Raw genomic sequence first — 17,776 nt, 5'->3', positions numbered from 1 at the left:
CGTATGCTTGGCGTCACGTTGAACGTGCAGTGAACTTGAACTGAAGGCTCATGTTTTAGGATGTTCCAAGATGACAACCAAGCAGTACTTTTTTAGCATCTACAACCTTTGATCGAGACTTTAGATGGTCTTTAATAATTGATGGAAGGGTCTAAATCGTATTTCATAGCATTGTAGCCTAAAACACGTCGCATCAAGCCTAATTGTCCAAATAAATATTCTTCTCGATCGAGACACATCCCTATCGCATTTAGGTAATTTTCTTCGATAAATGGAGCTCCCATTCCAATGGTATAAGGTTGAAGAAGCTCTTCATCCGTGACGTTACAAAGTTTATAAAAAAGCTTCGGTGAAATCTGATGCCATTCATCTTTAAGGATTTTTAGATTTGGATAATCCAGGTTCTCGTTCAACGCTTTAGCTTCTGAAAAAAAATCAGCATGAGGATCTCTGTCCGGAAGTCCCAACGCCTCCGCCAACCAGTATCGGCAATTTACCAAATTGCCAGCCATCCATAATATATGATTAGTACGTCCATTTACGCGGTGTTTAGCATCCACTTCATTAATGTCTGCCAAAACACTGTTAAACAATTGGCTACGCATTTTGTAGGCGGGGATGACGATTTTTAAGAAATTGCTTTTAATCTTAGTTTCCATAATATGATATATTAATTTTCGAAAAAAATTGGTCGCATTCGTTTTGCGTTGTCGGTTGTTTTCCGTAAACCGTTAATGTTACACCGTTATTGAATGATTTGCTTTTACATTGTTGCCAAACTACTCGTCCGTGGACATGTTGAAACATCGTTTGTCCACTACCTAATACAATGGGTGTGATCAAAAATCGTAATTCATCAACCAAGTCTAAATTCATCAACTGCGACGCAATACTCCCACTTCCGAAAATTAGAATGTCTCCACTTATATTTTGCTTTAAATGATACATTTCATCGTGTTTGAGTTCTTTTTTAACGATACTGTTTCTCCAGTTGATTTCCTTTAAGCTACTTGAGAAAACAATTTTTGGCGTATTGTTCATGAATCTAGTTATTTGTTTATTCTCGTTAAGCGCAGCGGTGGTGGGCCAGTAATTCGCCATTATATCATAAGTAGTTCTACCGAACAACATCAATGCTATATCCTTTTGCATGCAGAGTTGATCGTGTTCGATTTCATCGTTCCAAAAAAACCAGTCCGTCTCGCCGTTGCGTCCCGAAAAGAACCCATCCAGTGATAGCCAATTGCATACGATAATTTTTTTCATTAACATCAATTGTTTTTTAATGGCAATGAAGCTTGCATGAGCATAGATTTATTGAAATCCTTTTGCTACTCATGCAGGTTTCATTAACATCAATTGTTTTTTAATGGCAATGAAGCTTGCATGAGCATAGATTTATTGAAATCCTTTTGCTGCTCATGCAGGTTTCATTAGCATCAACTGTTTTTAATGACGGCGTCTTGTCATTATTTACTGCAAAATTAGTCCAAAAGACTAGTAGCAGATGTGTGTAGAAGCGACAATAAAGGGGTAGGATGCGACGCTAAGTTAACGCACGCTATGTTACTAAAATGAAAAGGCCAGACAAAATGCCTGGCTTTTCTATTTGGGTCGATTAGTTGCTATTTGTTTTATTATAAAGTTGTTATGTTGAAGATAAAGGTAGTTAAAAATAAAGAAGATACCAGAAAAAATGGAAAAAGATTTCAATTCTTGTTGATTCTATTCAAACAGCTTGCCTTGTTCAACGCTAATTACTACTTTTGTTTAGTAGTATAGACTAGTACAGATTTATTAAATTGACCGATTAATTGATGCCTAGAACGCCAATATTTATGAAACAGAGCTATTTTTCCTTCATTATGATTTGCTGTTATTTAATTGCCGGAGCACAACAGAAAGAACCTGTAAGTCAGGTAAAAGAACAACTTATTTTAGAGAGTACACGACAAGCTATTGTCTTGCAAGTAGAAGATAATCATGATCTCAATATGATTTATTTAGGAGCGAAGTTGTTAAAATCTTCAGATTACCAAAGAATTGTTTCTCAGTATAAACAGGCAGATGATTATACGGGAATGTATCGTGCGGCCTATTCCGGTTCCGGTAGTCGTAATTTGTTGGAACCTGCAATTGAAGTTCGACATGTAGATGGAAATCAGTCCTTGGATTTAAAGTACGTAAGTCACCAATTCGTCGATGTTGATGATAATATTCGCGAATTGCAAATACGTTTAAAAGATGCCGTATACCCTTTTGAAATCGATTTACATTATCGCGTTTATCAACAAGAGGATGTTGTTGAACAGTGGTGTACCATCCGTCATTACGAAAAAGGTAGGGTGGAACTGGTTAAGTATTCATCCGCCAATTTAAATTTAAAAGCCGACAACTTTTGGTTAAAACATTATCATGGTGACTGGATTAAGGAGATGCAGCCCGAGGAGGAAGAACTGAGTCACGGGATAAAAACGATTGATAGCAAGTTGGGAACGCGAACAAACCTTTTCCAACATTCGTCCTTTATGTTGTCTTTTAATGGTCGCGCGAAGGAAAATGAAGGAACCGTACTTTTAGGTGGGCTTGCGTGGAGTGGCAATTTTAAGATCGATTTTGAAAAAGATCCACAGAATAATTTGCGCATATTAGCGGGGATGAATAATTATGCGTCCACCTACATACTTCAGGACCAGGAGGTGTTCGTGACACCAAAATTTATTTATACGATCTCTGATCATGGAATGGGAGGTGCGAGTAGAAATTTACACAATTGGGCTCGGAAATATCAATTACTGGATGGCAAGGGTGAGCGATTAACCTTGTTGAACAATTGGGAGGCCACTTACTTTGATTTTAACGAGAATAAACTTTTTTCCCTCTTAAAAGATGCAAAAAAATTAGGTGTTGATTTATTTCTTTTGGATGATGGTTGGTTCGGAAACAAATATCCCAGGAATAGTGATACGTCGGCCTTGGGTGATTGGGAAGAAAATAAAAAAAAATTACCCAATGGACTTACTTCCTTGGTGAAGGAAGCAAGCGCCAATGGAATTAAATTTGGTGTTTGGGTGGAACCCGAAATGGTAAGCCCTAAAAGTGAGTTATACGAGAAGCACCCTGATTGGGTTGTAAAGCAGCAAGAGCGGCCTGAGTATTATTTCAGAAATCAATTAGTACTCGACTTGTCAAACCCTCAAGTGCAAGACTTCGTTTTTAAAACCTTAGATGACTTGTTTATTAAAAATCCTGGCCTTGCTTATATTAAATGGGACTGCAATGCGGTCATATATAATGCCTATTCGCCCTATCTTAAGCACCAAGGGAATTTTTACGTGGACTATGTAAAAGGTTTATATAAGGTGTTGGAACGGATCAGAGTAAAGTATCCAAAAGTACCTATGATGCTTTGCTCAGGAGGAGGTGGGCGTGTTGATTACGGAGCACTTCGTTATTTTACCGAATACTGGCCAAGTGATAATACAGATCCTTTAGAGCGTATCTTTATGCAATATGAATATTCTTATTTTTATCCGGCCTTGGCCAGCGCAAACCATGTAACCGACTGGGGTAAGCAATCGATAAAGTTCAAAATTGATGTGGCTATGATGGGTAAATTGGGATTTGATATTGTGGTCGATAAGCTACCGGAAGAGGAATTGAAATTCTGTCAACAAGCACTAAGAAACTACGATGAGTTAAAACCTATCATCTGGCAAGGCAATCAATTTCGATTAGCAAATCCACGGGAGAAAGATTATGCCTCTATTTTGTATATAGATGAGAATAAGGAGCGGGGAGTTGTATTCAATTACTTAGTCAATTATCGTCAAAATGTAGGTACATCAACTCCCATAAAGTTCAATGGTTTGGACCCTATGAAAAGCTATCGACTGGAAGAGATTAATCTTTATGGTGACGAAACTTCAACGATTAAGGGCCAAGAAGTATATACGGGTGATTTCCTGATGAAAGTAGGTTTTAATCCCAATTTGTCCAATAGCCGAAAGAGTGTTGTACTGAAATTTACGGCTGTTCCTTAGCCATAAAGCAAATTTATTCTAATTGCCCCAAAGAAGCTCATTTTTCAGCTCCTCTGGGGCTTTATGTTATACCAATGAAGCTTCTAATGTGATGTTTGTGTTCAATAATTTGGAAATCGGACAAATCTCCTTTGCTTTTTGCGCCGTTTCTGCAAATTCCTGTTCGGAAATGCCACTTACTTTGCCGGTTAAGATTAATTTGATATGGGTAATTGAACCGTCTTCAAATGTGATTTGTGCTTCTGTATCGAGATTATCCGGTGTATAACCCTTTTCACTTAGCAAAAAGCTTAGTTGCATCGTAAAGCAACCCGCATGTCCAGCAGCCACCAATTCCTCGGGATTGGTGCCAACTCCTTGTTCAAAGCGTGTTTTGAACGAGAGCTGTGCATTATCTAAAGTTGTACTTTGCGTACTGATGGTACCCTTTCCTTCCATGCCGGTACCTTTCCAATTGGCATTTGCTTTTCTTGTAAATTTCATAACCTTATGTATTTGCTTATTGCGAAGCTAGCGAAAATATCGCTTAGCGCCAGTAAACTTTAGCAATTTTATGTACGTCAAAATGTGCTGTTCAAACTAGCTAGCAATTGTATTGTAAGATGACAAATAAATTACAATCAATCCATTCTGATAGTGTACTTGATACACTATCTTTGTGTCATTCATAATTTAGGTTTATAATTGGTTAGTTAAGAGTCTTCAATCTCCCCGGTTGAAGACTTTTTTGTTTAAATTTTAAATGGGTGGTGTACGAGCGCATTTATCTTCTTTTGCTTTCTATTGGTAATTTACTAAGTTTGGAAATAGAATTGGCCGTAGATGAAAACGTATACCATTATACTTTTGCTTTTTTGTTCCACTAATCTTTTTGGACAATCTGCAATTGACCGGATTGATTTACGTATTTTAGAAAACTTAGCTGCGAAACGAAGTGAACAGCAAACGAGGGTCATGCGGATTATTTCGGACGCGAATAATTATGTAAATGCAGCAATACCGGCCGGGCTGTTTATTGCGGGTCTCATTGATCAAGACAAGGAGATGCGTCAGAACGCAGCCTATATAGCAAGTAGTACCGCTATCACCGCATTATTGAATTTTGGATTAAAGAAGATATTTAAGAGGCCACGACCATTTACCGCCCATATTGGTTTTCAAGCTGTATATCAACCCACAAGCTATTCGTTTCCTTCGGGTCATACTTCCGCCTCATTCAGTACAGCTACCGCCTTGTCTCGAGCCTATCCTAAGTGGTATGTAATTGCACCATCGTTTATTTGGGCGGGAACTGTTGGTTACTCTCGCATGTACCTTGGTGTTCATAACCCCTCTGATGTTGCTGCCGGAGCTATACTGGGTGCAGGAACAGCTTTTGGTATGGGCTTTATGAAGCCTTAACTTACTCTTATAATCGTTTATTAATAGTGATTAAGGACTTCGCTTCTGTTTAAGTATATCAATTCGCCTTTTTTTCTCGTGAAATAATAAATTATCACAATTTTTATTTTTTTTATAATCAACGACACAAATTTGTCTCTTCTTTGTTGGTAGCATTATAGTCATCGTGTCAATTTAAATGCTAATTATGAAAAGACACCTTTACACGCTTCCTTTTATTTTTTTTATTTTTTTTACGCAGAAAAATAGTACCGCACAGACACAGAGTCTGACGGACAGTTCTGCGCAGAAGCTACCACAACCAAAAATACAGTTTAGGGGGCTGTTCCAAGGTCGATATGTCATCGGCCTGCATGATAATGTGGATGTGAATGGTTTGCATCATGTTTCGGGTGATTTCGTCAATAATTCGTTTGACTTAAAACGCGTGCGATTTGCAACTACAGCTATCATAAGCGATAGAACAGAAGTTAATATTCTTTTAAACCTGGCAGATTTTAAATCAGATCCAAAAAACAAAGTACTAGAAAATGCCTATATCTCTTACAAAATAAATAATTATTTATCGCTGATAGGAGGTCAGTTCCGACCTGCATTTGGCTTGGAAAACACCTATCCGATCGACATCATTAAGTCCATCGATTTTTCGAATCAGTATTACGAATTCGGCAATAACGGCTGGGAAAGCTTTCAAGTGGGAGCCGGACTGACAGGAAAATATGAAGAAGGTAACTTGCCTGTCTCCTATGCATTAACTGTATTTAACGGAAATGGACGCAATCAGCCAAGCGACAAAGATAATGGCAAGCAGGTAACCGCTAGGGTAGTATTAGGATTATCAAAGAAAAATAAGATTAACTTAGGCTTAAATGGCGGCACAGGGAAAGTATTCAAGCGCTCTGTTTATGCTACAGGGATCGATTTAACCGGTGACTTTCATTTGGGTGGGAAAATGTCTATTGAAATGCAGGTAGAAGGGAAGCAAGGGAATAATCACAATTTATATTTCAATACAGACAGCGCAGCTCGTCCGGCCAACATAAATGATTTTCAAATGCGGGGATGGTATGTCCTACCTAATTTGCGTTATGCAATTAATTATCACCGTTTAAGCTCGATTGAGCTGTCTTGTCGATATGAAGAATTTGATCCAAATTTCAAAAACGCGTCGAATAAACGCAGGACATTTATTCCAATGATCAGTTTTGAGTTCTTAAAAAATTATAATGCTAGGATACAAGTAGCTTTTCAAATGGATCGTTACGAGCACAATATACCCAATACCAGCACTTATCGAAACAATTTATGTATTATACAGCTACAATCTAGGCTTTAGCCTGTAGAAGAGTTTACCTAAATTAAAACAAATGAAAAAGGAAATTAACCTCAGAAGTCTTTTGATGACAGCTATATTTTGCCTTATCCTATGGTTTATACCAGCGCCACAAGGGGTAAATATACAGGCCTGGCATTTGTTGGCCATTTTCTTATCAACTATTCTTGGTATTATTATCAAAGCTGCAAGTATGGGTACGATGTGTATGTTGGCAATTGCAGGGGTTGCCTTAACCCAAGTACTTGCACCGGGCGATGCGGCCAAATCAATTACCCTTGCGTTACGAAGTTTTGGTGATAAGGTAATTTGGTTAATTGGTATTTCTTTTTTCATCGCACGTGGGTTCATTAAAACTGGTCTTGGGAAACGGATTGCATTCTTATTCATTCGAATTTTCGGAAAATCATCATTGGGTTTAGCCTACGGGCTTGGGTTGGCGGATTTGGTATTAGCTCCTGCAATCCCAAGCAATACAGCACGTGGTGGAGGTATTGTTTACCCTATTATGAAATCGATGGCTATTAGTTTTGGATCCGAACCTGATAAACCAGAAACACATCGAAAACTTGGTTCCTATTTAACGTTAAATTGTTATAATATCAATTTGATTGCTTCTTCCATGTTTTTAACAGGAACAGCTAGCAATCCCATGTGCCAAAAATTCGCGGCCGGTTTAGGGATTCACATTTCCTGGATCTCTTGGATGTTAGCAGCACTGATACCCGGTCTCGTTTCTTTTTTTGTTATACCTTTTATTTTATATAGGACTTACCCCCCTGAATTGAAGGCAACAGGTGATGCTCCCAGGGTCGCAGCGCAGCAATTGAAGGAAATGGGAAAAGTTTCGCGCGATGAATGGTTGATGTTGCTGGCCTTTGTTATTCTTTTGTTTTTATGGATTACCGGTGATTTATTTAGCATTGATGCAACGACTACTGCTTTTATCGGTTTGGTGCTCTTGCTTCTGACCGCTGTCTTAACATGGGAGGACGTAAAAGCTGAAAAGGGTGCATGGGATACGATCGTATGGTTTTCGACGTTGGTCATGATGGCGAGCTCTTTGAATGAATTGGGGTTTATCGGATGGTTCAGCGAGCTCATCCGAAAGGAGATTGGGGCGCTATCTTGGCAAATCGCTTTTCCTGTCATTATTGGGGTCTACTTCTTCAGTCATTATCTTTTTGCCAGTGCAACGGCCCATGTTGCGGCTATGTATGCGGCCTTGCTAGGCGTAGGAATATCTTTGGGAATTCCACCGTTATTGCTTGCTTTCATGTTGGGATTTACAGGATCTCTCTATGGAACTTTAACACATTATGGTCATGGCCCTGCACCGGTTTTTTTTGGAAGTGGGTTTGTTGATATAAAGACCTGGTGGATTAAAGGTTTGGAAACAGGGTTGATTCTTATGTTCATTTATATGGGAGTCGGGTTTATTTGGTGGAAATTGCTCGGTATATATTAACAAGTGCAGGGATTAATTTATAACGATTTGTTATGTGGAATATAACTCTAATACGGAAAATGCTAATGGCAATCACTGGCTTATTCGTGTGCTTTTTTCTCGTCATTCATTTGCTTGGGAACCTACAATTGTTTTTACCACCTGCAAGGGCTCAATTACAATTCAACTATTATTCGGCACTTTTATCGGGAAATATAATCATATCGATCATTGCTTATATTTTATATTTCAGCTTGATCTCGCATGCCGTTTTAGCTCTTTTAATAACTATTCAAAATAAACGGTCGGGAGGCAGTTATAAAGTTGACAGGCGATCAAGGGCAAGTGCTTGGGAAAGTAGAAATATGGGGTTTCTAGGTGCCGTTATATTGTTTTTTTTAATTGTTCATCTGGCAAATTTTTGGTACGTCTATAAGTTTGGGAGCATCCCTTACGATGTTAACGGACGAAAAGACTTATACGCGGTGGTGCTAAACGTTTTTTCTATTGGGTGGTATGTGCTTATATATTGTATTGGTATGCTTGCACTGGGGTATCATTTACGACATGGTGTTTATAGCGCAACGCGAACACTCGGTATTTATCACCCAAAATATGTCTTTTGGTTTAAAATCATCGGATTGATCTATACTTACAGTGTCACTTTGGGCTTTATGGCCATCCCTATCTATGTTTATCTAACTCAATTATAATATGGAGCTTGAATCTAAAATACCGGACGGCCCGCTCGCAGAAAAATGGAGTCGATATAAGCGCCAGGCAAAACTAGTGAATCCGGCAAATCGAAAGAAATTGACCATCATTGTTGTTGGGGCCGGTTTAGCGGGGAGTTCGGCAGCCGCTTCGCTGGGAGAGATGGGCTATCAAGTAAAATCATTTTGCTTTCAAGACTCGCCTCGGCGCGCCCATTCAGTTGCCGCTCAAGGAGGGGTAAATGCAGCTAAAAATTATAAAAATGACGGTGATAGTGTTTATCGAATGTTCGTAGACACATTGAAAGGAGGAGACTTCAGGGCTAGAGAGGCTAATGTTTATAGATTAGCAGAGTGCTCACTTGCTTTAATTGATCAGGCGGTTGCGCAAGGGGTTCCTTTTGGTAGAGAGTATGGTGGTTATTTAAATAACCGCTCTTTCGGTGGTGTTCAGGTTAGTCGCACATTTTATGCAAGAGGACAGACCGGTCAGCAATTGTTGTTAGGGGCTTATCAAGCTCTTATGCGACAGGTCGCCCATGAAAATGTAAAATTATATACGCGCCATGAAATGCTCGACCTGGTGGTAGAGAATGGAAAAGCGGTGGGAATTATTGTGCGGAACTTAGATACGGGAGCCTTGGAACGCCACGGTGCCCATGCAGTGATATTGGCGACTGGAGGCTTTGGTAAAATATATTATCTGTCTACCCTGGCTATGGGGTGTAACGGTTCGGCTATTTGGAGAGCACATAAACGAGGTGCACTTATGGCTAATCCCAGTTGGACACAGATCCACCCAACGTCACTCCCTCAACTTGGTGCTTATCAATCAAAACTGACATTGATGTCCGAATCTTTGCGAAATGACGGGAGAATCTGGGTTCCAAAAAAAGAAGGAGACAGTAGGCCTGCTAATGACATACCCGAAGAAGAGCGAGATTATTATTTAGAACGTCGTTATCCCGCTTTTGGTAATTTGGCACCTAGAGATATCGCTTCTCGTGCGGCGAAAGAGCGTATTGATGCAGGTTACGGTGTGGGAAAGGAGAAGAATGCCGTATATCTTGATTTTTCCAAAGCGATACGCGAACAAGGTATCGATAAAATTCAGGAAAAATATGGTAACCTATTCGATATGTACAAAAAGATTACGGACTACGATGCTTATCGCGAACCGATGATGATCTCTCCCGCAGCGCACTTTTCAATGGGTGGGCTATGGGTAGATTATGAGCTGATGACCACTATTCAAGGCTTGTTTGCCTTGGGTGAGGCGAATTTTGCGGACCATGGAGCCAATCGTTTGGGAGCTAATTCGTTGCTTCAAGCCTGTGTGGATGGCTATTTTATTGCGCCTTATACATTGCAAAATTATTTAGCTGATGAAATACACAGTGGACCGGTCATTACCGAGACGCCAGCGTTTAAAGAGGCAGAGGAGTCCGTAAAAAGACAATTGTCAGACTTATTAGCAATTAAAGGAGATTTACCCGTCGATTACTTCCATAAAGCTGTTGGTAAAATTCTTTATGACAAGTGCGGCTTATCCCGTAGTGCCAATGGGCTCAATCAAGCGATCACCGAGATAAAAGAATTGCGCAATTTATTTTCTAGAAGTGTGTGCATACCAGGGGATGGACAAAGCTTAAATAGTGAGTTAGAGAAAGCAGGTCGTGTTAAGGATTATTTGGAAATTGCTGAATTGATGTGTATGGATGCATTAACAAGGAATGAATCTTGTGGAGCACATTTCAGAGAGGAGTATCAGACCGTTGATGGGGAAGCAATGCGTGATGACAAGTCTTTTTGTTTTATATCTGCATGGGAATACAATAACAGTAGCGAACCGATATTACATAAAGAACGGCTCTTTTTTAACGAAGTTAAACCCACGGTACGAAGCTATAAATAAAATCACAGAAGCGATCAGATATGAATTAACATAAATTGAAAAAGTGATGAAGTTACATTTGAAAATTTGGAGACAGGCAAATGAACAAGCAAATGGAATGCTGGTTGACTATGACCTAGAGGATGTTAGCGAGCATATGTCTTTTCTCGAAATGCTCGATTTCCTAAATGAAAAACTTATTAAGCAAGGAGATATTCCTATTGAATTTGATCATGACTGTCGAGAAGGTATTTGCGGACAATGCGGTGTGATGATTAACGGAATCGCTCATGGACCTTTAGAACATGTTACCACCTGCCAACTACATATGCGTGTTTTTAAAGATGGCGATACGATCGTTGTTGAACCGTTCGGTGGAGCTGTATTTAAAGTAAAGAGAGATTTAAAAATTGATCGTTCCGCGTTTGATAGAGTTATTGGTGCAGGTGGTTACATTAGCGTCAATACAGGTCAGGCTCCTGAGGCAAATTCCACTCGGGTATCACATGATGTGGCAGAATCGGCATTTGATTCAGCAGCCTGTATCGGTTGTGGAGCCTGCGTCGCTACCTGTAAGAATGGGAGTGCAGCTCTCTTTACCGCCGCCAAAATCAGTCACCTGGCGAAACTACCTCAAGGGAAAGAAGAACGTTTGGATCGAGTTCTTAATATGGTGATACAAATGGATAAGGAGGGTTTTGGGCATTGCAGCAATACCGAAGCATGTGAAGTAGAATGTCCTCAAGATATTTCAGTGTTGAATATTGCGCGGATGAATTGGGAATACAATCGTGCACGCCTATTGATGAAAAAATAAGCATTGCATTTGAGGAAATGCCCCTTATTGAGGGGAAACTTTGTAGGCACATCTTCTTGCCCCTGCAAGGATATGATCAACCCGTTCGACTGATGCATTTTCACCCAACACATATTGAAATGTATTAAGTTCCGACCGGCAAAAGCCTTGACATGTTTGTGCTGCCGCGCAAATTGGACAATGATTTTCAATGAGTAAATAACCTTCATCCTGCTTTTGGCATTCGGCCATATAGCCTTCTTGGTTTCGAATCTCTGCTAATTTTTTTACTCGTTCTTCCAGGCTATTTGCACCCTGTAAATATTCACGGTATTTAATAATTCCTGCCTTTTCGTTTTCTGATATGATAGTCTCCAAAGACTGTTCGCCCAAAGTCTGCCGAATCAGATGGATGAGTTTTACCGTTAAGTCTGCATGCGCATCAGGGAATTGCGCATGTCCTGTGCTCGTCAATGACCAAACCTGTTGGGGTCTTCCTCGACCTTTTACTTGCGTAACGGAGGAAGCTAATTCTTCATTGGCAAGTTTTTGTAATTTAAAACGCGCCCCTTCGGTGGTTATTTTAAGTGCATTAGCAACCTCAATGAGTGTTTGAGGACCTTTCTTTTTCAGCAACCACAAGGCGCTATCGTAATCATCAATATGATAAGACATAAACAAAGTATAAGCTTGGTTTAATTCGTAAAAGTACTAACTTTGATCGATAATCGGAAATAGGGGTAGCGGAATAATATTTTATACGGATGGGGCGTTAGATGTTCTTATCCTCTAGGACCATTTAATAAATTACATATGGTTGATTTAAAAGCATATCTAGAACGAATTCATTATACACAGCGTTTAGAAGCTAATCTGGAAACGCTGATGGAAATTCATCGATTACACCCAAAATATATACCTTTTGAAAATCTGAATCCGCTTACCGGAAGAGTTGTAAGCTTAAATATGGACGATATCTTTAACAAGTTAGTTTTATCGAACAGAGGTGGCTATTGCTTTGAGCATAATACATTATTTAAGCAAGTATTAAAACAGATAGGGTTTCAAGTAAGTGGGTTTTGGGCAAGAGTGATCTGGAATATGGAACCAGCTACGATAACGGCAAGAACTCATATGTTATTGCATATCATTTATGACGGTCAGCCCTATATCGCGGACGTAGGTTTTGGTGCCATGACCCTGACGGCTCCGCTACTTTTTGCTGCCGATGTGGTACAGGAAACGCAACATGGTATTTTTCGTATTGTGCAAAAAGAGAAATTTTATATTCTACAAGTATTGCAACAGGGTGAGTGGCGATCAATTTATCAGTTTTATACTGAGATCTTGGAGCCGATTGACTATGAAGTAGCCAATTGGTATGTATCCACTCATCCCAATTCGCATTTTACCAAACAGCTCATCGTAGCAAAGGTGGATGACGACGGTCGTTATACAATGAATAATAATGCGTTGAATATTCGCTATGATAGTGGGAGGAAGGAATCATTTACCTTTCATGCGGCTAATGAAATTCTTGAAACTTTACAAGATACATTCAACATTGATACGCATGGATTGGATAACTTAGCAGACAAATTGTCGGCTATAATGAATACAGAGCGTGTGCCCTGAGAAGAGGAAATCAATTTGCTAAGGTGCTATTGTAAATAAGCCATTGTACGATTAAATACAATGGCTTTTATTATATATTGATATTGGGTTGCGTTTTATTGCACTACTTTTAAAGGTGTGTTTAGGGGTTCCTTATCCCGGATTTCTTCAGTCGCGATTCGCACGAGTTGGGACGATTCATCAAGTGGCCCAAAGACTTCAGATTTTCCATCTGCTTGACGACCAAGATTGATCGGTATCCATTTTGCGCTATCGTGCTCTACCTTAATTACATAAGTCCCTAAGGTTGAATTCAAAACAGCTTCGGTAGGGACAACAAAAGTATGTTCGCTGCCCGTAAGTGGAACCTCAACTTCCGTAATCATGCCGGGTAGTAATCGTTTATTGTTATTGTTTACATCCATTTCGATACGCTGTGATCGAAGACGAGGGTCCAGTGCGCCTGCTAATCTGGCAACTTTTGCCGAGAAAGATTCGTTCGGTAATGATTTAACCGAAAATTTCACTTCATTCTGATGGTTTAAATACGCTGAATACAGCTCTGGTACACTAACTACTAAACGGAGTTTATCTTGTTGTTGTAAGGTGAAAATAGGCCATTCAGAACCTTTGCCTGAGGGGCCAACATAAGCACCGGCACTAACATTTCTTGCTGTTATAATACCTGAAAAAGGTGCTCTTATTTCAAGATAATTTTTAGTATCTCCTACCTCCCGGTAAGCGGCTTGTGCCGCTTTAAATTGAGCAAGATCTGAATTTTGTTTGGCCAATGCCAAATCCAGGTCATTTTGGGATACCGTTCCCGGTGTCTTGCTGGTCTCCAATAAGCGCTGGTAAGTCGCTTTACTTGCTAAGTACACCGCTTCCTGTGATTTCAGGCGGGATTCAGCGCCAGCTAACTGCGAATTCAATTCAGGCGCTTCCATTGTCGCAAGAATCTGTCCCGCAGCGACAACGCTACCAACATCCACATTCAGTTTTTTTACAAAACTATTGACTTTAGCATATAAATCCACCTGTTGATAAGCAATTAGCTCTCCCGGGATTTTAATGGAAGAAGAAAGCTGACCTTTGGTTAACCTGAATATTTCTAAAGAAGTTGATTCTTCTTTTGTTTTTTGATTCTCAGCTTCTGCCTTCTGAATAGGCGAGGTGCATCGAGCAAGTAGGCAAGCTATGCTAAATAAACCGCTCGTTAATAAAACAAATCTGTGCGCGTTCATATCTGAATTTTTTTAATTTTTAGTGATAGCTGGGATGTAATGAATACTTTCTTCGTCTTCGGGATCTAGAGACACACTTTGTGTACTCGTTTTGCCTTGTCCCCAGGCAAATACCAAAGGTAAGATAAAAAGTGCTGCAAAGGTGGAAGCTATTAGTCCTCCGATAACTGCTCTGCCTAAAGGCGATGATTGATCACCCGCTTCACCTAGGCCGCTCGCCATCGGAATCATACCAACTACCATTGCCAATGCCGTCATCACAATGGGTCTCAATCTCAATGAAGCAGCACCGGTTGCTGATGAGATGGCATTTCCTGTGGTTTTCCGTATCTCTTCCGCGTTGGTTATTAACAAAACGGCATTGGATATAGATACACCAACCGACATAATCATACCCATATATGACTGTAAATTTAAAGTAGAACCGGTCAATAATAAAAGTCCGATAGACCCTAGAATAACCGCAGGTACAGTTGCCAAAACAATTCCCGAAACTTTAAAAGACTGAAAATTAGCTGCAAGCATTAAGAATATCACCACAATAGCTACTAAAAGACCGCTTTCTAAACTATCCATTGTTTCCGTCAATGTATTGCTTAAGCCAATCAACTCGACATCCAAACCACGGGGCAGTTCTCCTAGCGAAGTTATCGCCTTTTGTACTTCTTTCGACGCGGACCCCAAATCTTGTTGATTAATGTTGGCTGTTACGGATAACATAGGCATTGCCCCCAAATTATCCGTTTCCCCATAAGTAGTGCCTGATGTAATCGAGGCAATATCTCCTAAAACCGGTCTAGATGTATTTTTCAATAAAGGAATTTCATTGATTTCGCTAATACTATTCATTTTGTTCTCGGGAACCTGAACCTGTACACTATAACTGTTTCCGATACGTTGATCAATCCAAATATTTTTATCGGTATATCGAGACGAAGAGGTAGAGGCAATCAAGGACCTTGAAACATCATTCATATCGACGCCTAATTGTGCGGCCCTTGTTCTGTCTACATTGATGTTAATAGATGGATATTTAGTTGATTGACCTAATTGAACATCTCTGAGGTAGTCTATTTTCTTGAGTTTACTAATCAGCTTTTGTGCAAATTCTTCACTAAGCTTTTTATTTCTTCCCGAGAATCGAACCTCTATGGGGGTTGGCGATCCTTGACTTAAAATTTTATCTGTTAATTCTATTGGTTCAAAGGAGGCCGTTATTTCCGGTAGCTCTTTGGAAAAAGCAGCGCGAATGTTTTCTTTTAGTTCATCCAAATCGGTTTTATAGTGCTCACTCAAAGCTACCTGAATAACGGATTCATGCGGCCCCGCCATCCATAAGTAAATTGGACTTGTAGAGAAAAGCGATGGATGAAGGCCAACATAGGCTGAGGTAATCGATACGTTTTCAGGACCGACTAGCTTTTTAATTGCTTCAATTGCTTTGTTCGTCTTCCGTTCGGTTTCCTCAATTCGAGTACCGTCAGGAGCACGTAAACGAACTTGAAATTGGCTTCCATTTACTTTTGGTAACACATCGCGGCCAATTTGCATCATCAAAATACTTGCGAGCCCACAAATCAGTAATAGATAAGCAACAACAATTACCTTCCTGTAGGGCATAATTCGTTCGATAAAACGCAAATAGCGCATGCGTACTTTCTCAAAAAATCCAACCTTTCCGTTGTGATTTCTGTCAATAGAGGCAGCTGCGTTAATCTTTTGTTCTATCTGAGCATGATGATCGTCAGCAGAAAGTCCGGCCAACTTAAGCTCTTCGGCATCGCTCAACGTTGAACCGTCGGTGTTTTTATGGTGTTTTACCTTCATTATCCAGTTGGCCATAATTGGAACGAAAGTCTGCGCTAGAAAGTAAGAAACAATCATACTGAATCCAATGGCCAAAGCCAAGGGCAGGAATAAAGATCCAGGTATGCCACCCATGGTAAAGGCAGGTGCGAAAACGGCCAAAATACAAAAGAGTATCAGAAGTTTCGGAAAGGCAATTTCTTTACAGGCATCCCATATCGCCAATGCTTTTGGTTTACCCATGTCAAGATGTTGGTGAATATTTTCAATAGTCACGGTACTTTCGTCAACTAGGATACCAATTGCCAAAGCTAAACCACTTAGCGTCATAATATTGATGGTTTGCCCGAACAGATTAAGGAACAAAACACCAGATATAATAGATGTTGGGATGGTTAAAATAACAATCAGCGCCCCACGTAAATCCCCTAAAAACAAGATAACCATCAAACCGGTAAGTAAAGCACCGATTGCGCCTTCCGTCAACAAACTTTTTACGGAATTCATCACATAGACCGACTGGTCAAATTCATAGCTTAATTGAACATCTTCCGGTAGTTGACTTTGTATTTTTGGGACTGCGGCCTTCAGTTTTTTCACCACTTCCCAAGTGGAGGCATCAGCACTTTTTGCAACATTTAAGTAAACGGAGCGTTTACCATTTACAAGAGCATAACCGGACGTAATATCAGCTGCATCTTCCACTGTTGCTACATCCCTTAAATAGAGGTTTTGTACGCTACTCTTGAAAAGTGGAATATTTTCAAAATCTTTAACATCTTTAATCGTTGTGTTAGTTGGTGTGATGTAGTTTTTATCACCAACCCTTACATTTCCGGATGGAGCCGTTTGATTGTTGATTTTTAATGCCTCGACTAATTGGTCTGGCGTCATGTTATGGGAACGGAGTAAAGCAGGGTCCGCTTTAATAACAATTGTTCTGACGTTTCCTCCAAAAGGGGGAGGTGCTACCAGTCCGCTTATAGATGTAAAAGAAGATCGTACATACGTGTTCGCTAAATCTGCCAATTCATTATTACTCCTTGTTTTACTGCTCAATACGAGCTGGCCAACAGGCAAGGTAGAGGCATCAAAGCGTATAATGAAAGGTGGGTTTGACCCTGGAGGAAAAATCGCTTGAATCCGATTTGTGAAAGAGGCAAGCTCTGCGGCCGCCTGGGCCATATTGGTTCCTGGGTAAAAGTTTAGCTTCATCAGCGTCAAGCCCTGTATGTTCTTTGTTTCTATACTTTTTAATCCATTAGTGTAGAGCAATATGTTCACATACTGTTTAGCAAAGAAAGACTCCATTTGTTCCGGTGTATAACCTGTAAAAGGATGGGAGATATAAATTACAGGCATGTCAAGTTTCGGGAAAATATCGATCTTAATGGAAGTAACTGCTTTTATTCCAAAGAAAAATAGCCCTGCTACGATAACCATGATGGTTATCGGTTTACGTAATGCAAAGCGAATTAAATTCAT

Annotated in this window: 14 protein-coding genes; 8 read left to right on the top strand and 6 right to left on the bottom strand. The window is 39.9% G+C overall.

Going from position 1 to position 17,776, the window contains the following annotated elements; translation table 11 throughout:
- Positions 1–131 precede the first annotated feature (131 nt).
- Complete coding sequence (locus RYH73_RS06605) at positions 132–659, bottom strand: DinB family protein (protein ID WP_335312624.1); 528 nt, start codon at positions 657–659, stop codon at positions 132–134.
- Entirely contained in the window at positions 649–1,266 is a 618-nt protein-coding gene (locus RYH73_RS06600) for a dihydrofolate reductase family protein (protein ID WP_335312623.1), read from the bottom strand. The genes RYH73_RS06605 and RYH73_RS06600 overlap by 11 nt, the downstream gene beginning before the upstream one ends.
- A gap of 572 nt (positions 1,267–1,838) precedes the next feature.
- Between RYH73_RS06600 and RYH73_RS06595 the strand changes: the two genes are divergently transcribed.
- Entirely contained in the window at positions 1,839–4,043 is a 2,205-nt protein-coding gene (locus tag RYH73_RS06595) for an alpha-galactosidase (RefSeq protein ID WP_335312622.1), read from the top strand.
- A 66-nt stretch (positions 4,044–4,109) separates the two neighbouring features.
- Here the strand turns inward: RYH73_RS06595 and RYH73_RS06590 are convergent, their stop codons facing one another.
- On the bottom strand, positions 4,110–4,526 hold the full coding sequence (locus tag RYH73_RS06590) for an OsmC family protein (RefSeq protein WP_335312621.1): 417 nt from the start codon (positions 4,524–4,526) through the stop codon (positions 4,110–4,112).
- A gap of 339 nt (positions 4,527–4,865) precedes the next feature.
- Between RYH73_RS06590 and RYH73_RS06585 the strand changes: the two genes are divergently transcribed.
- From RYH73_RS06585 to RYH73_RS06560, 6 genes are all read left to right on the top strand, one after another.
- Complete coding sequence (locus RYH73_RS06585) at positions 4,866–5,444, top strand: phosphatase PAP2 family protein (RefSeq protein WP_335312620.1); 579 nt, start codon at positions 4,866–4,868, stop codon at positions 5,442–5,444.
- 187 nt (positions 5,445–5,631) lie between these two features.
- On the top strand, positions 5,632–6,780 hold the full coding sequence (locus tag RYH73_RS06580; RefSeq protein ID WP_335312619.1) for a porin: 1,149 nt from the start codon (positions 5,632–5,634) through the stop codon (positions 6,778–6,780).
- Between the two features lie 31 nt (positions 6,781–6,811).
- Positions 6,812–8,245: an anion permease gene (locus RYH73_RS06575; protein WP_335312618.1), complete on the top strand. Its 1,434-nt coding sequence runs from the start codon at positions 6,812–6,814 to the stop codon at positions 8,243–8,245.
- Between the two features lie 32 nt (positions 8,246–8,277).
- On the top strand, positions 8,278–8,937 hold the full coding sequence (locus tag RYH73_RS06570; RefSeq protein ID WP_335312617.1) for a succinate dehydrogenase cytochrome b subunit: 660 nt from the start codon (positions 8,278–8,280) through the stop codon (positions 8,935–8,937).
- A 1-nt stretch (position 8,938) separates the two neighbouring features.
- Positions 8,939–10,852 carry a fumarate reductase/succinate dehydrogenase flavoprotein subunit gene (locus RYH73_RS06565; protein ID WP_335312616.1) on the top strand — a complete coding sequence of 638 codons (1,914 nt, stop codon included), beginning with the start codon at positions 8,939–8,941 and terminating at the stop codon, positions 10,850–10,852.
- Positions 10,853–10,898: 46 nt separating this feature from the next.
- Positions 10,899–11,648, top strand: a complete 750-nt coding sequence (locus RYH73_RS06560) for a succinate dehydrogenase/fumarate reductase iron-sulfur subunit (protein WP_335312615.1) — start codon at positions 10,899–10,901, stop codon at positions 11,646–11,648.
- A gap of 24 nt (positions 11,649–11,672) precedes the next feature.
- Here the strand turns inward: RYH73_RS06560 and RYH73_RS06555 are convergent, their stop codons facing one another.
- Entirely contained in the window at positions 11,673–12,302 is a 630-nt protein-coding gene (locus RYH73_RS06555) for a helix-turn-helix transcriptional regulator (protein WP_335312614.1), read from the bottom strand.
- Positions 12,303–12,440: 138 nt separating this feature from the next.
- Here RYH73_RS06555 and RYH73_RS06550 point away from each other — a divergent pair, with 138 nt between their 5' ends.
- Positions 12,441–13,262, top strand: a complete 822-nt coding sequence (locus tag RYH73_RS06550) for an arylamine N-acetyltransferase family protein (protein ID WP_335312613.1) — start codon at positions 12,441–12,443, stop codon at positions 13,260–13,262.
- A gap of 95 nt (positions 13,263–13,357) precedes the next feature.
- Here the strand turns inward: RYH73_RS06550 and RYH73_RS06545 are convergent, their stop codons facing one another.
- Complete coding sequence (locus tag RYH73_RS06545; RefSeq protein WP_335312612.1) at positions 13,358–14,485, bottom strand: efflux RND transporter periplasmic adaptor subunit; 1,128 nt, start codon at positions 14,483–14,485, stop codon at positions 13,358–13,360.
- 12 nt (positions 14,486–14,497) lie between these two features.
- The gene (locus RYH73_RS06540; RefSeq protein ID WP_335312611.1) at positions 14,498–17,776 is read right to left on the bottom strand and encodes an efflux RND transporter permease subunit; all 3,279 of its coding nucleotides are present in this window, start codon (positions 17,774–17,776) and stop codon (positions 14,498–14,500) included.

The organism is Olivibacter sp. CPCC 100613, assembly GCF_036959255.1.
Taxonomy (GTDB): Bacteria; Bacteroidota; Bacteroidia; order Sphingobacteriales; family Sphingobacteriaceae; genus Olivibacter.
This window is presented reverse-complemented; position numbering and strand designations above follow the sequence as displayed.

Bases quoted from the DNA above. Each gene is read 5' to 3' on its own strand.
- RYH73_RS06565 (WP_335312616.1), top strand. From the start codon at position 8,939: ATGGAGCTTGAATCTAAAATACCGGACGGCCCGCTCGCAGAAAAATGG.
- RYH73_RS06540 (WP_335312611.1), bottom strand. From the start codon at position 17,776: ATGAATTTAATTCGCTTTGCATTACGTAAACCGATAACCATCATGGTT.
- RYH73_RS06550 (WP_335312613.1), top strand. From the start codon at position 12,441: ATGGTTGATTTAAAAGCATATCTAGAACGAATTCATTATACACAGCGT.
- RYH73_RS06575 (WP_335312618.1), top strand. From the start codon at position 6,812: ATGAAAAAGGAAATTAACCTCAGAAGTCTTTTGATGACAGCTATATTT.
- RYH73_RS06590 (WP_335312621.1), bottom strand. From the start codon at position 4,526: ATGAAATTTACAAGAAAAGCAAATGCCAATTGGAAAGGTACCGGCATG.
- RYH73_RS06585 (WP_335312620.1), top strand. From the start codon at position 4,866: ATGAAAACGTATACCATTATACTTTTGCTTTTTTGTTCCACTAATCTT.
- RYH73_RS06600 (WP_335312623.1), bottom strand. From the start codon at position 1,266: ATGAAAAAAATTATCGTATGCAATTGGCTATCACTGGATGGGTTCTTT.
- RYH73_RS06570 (WP_335312617.1), top strand. From the start codon at position 8,278: ATGTGGAATATAACTCTAATACGGAAAATGCTAATGGCAATCACTGGC.
- RYH73_RS06545 (WP_335312612.1), bottom strand. From the start codon at position 14,485: ATGAACGCGCACAGATTTGTTTTATTAACGAGCGGTTTATTTAGCATA.
- RYH73_RS06595 (WP_335312622.1), top strand. From the start codon at position 1,839: ATGAAACAGAGCTATTTTTCCTTCATTATGATTTGCTGTTATTTAATT.
- RYH73_RS06605 (WP_335312624.1), bottom strand. From the start codon at position 659: ATGGAAACTAAGATTAAAAGCAATTTCTTAAAAATCGTCATCCCCGCC.
- RYH73_RS06560 (WP_335312615.1), top strand. From the start codon at position 10,899: ATGAAGTTACATTTGAAAATTTGGAGACAGGCAAATGAACAAGCAAAT.
- RYH73_RS06580 (WP_335312619.1), top strand. From the start codon at position 5,632: ATGAAAAGACACCTTTACACGCTTCCTTTTATTTTTTTTATTTTTTTT.
- RYH73_RS06555 (WP_335312614.1), bottom strand. From the start codon at position 12,302: ATGTCTTATCATATTGATGATTACGATAGCGCCTTGTGGTTGCTGAAA.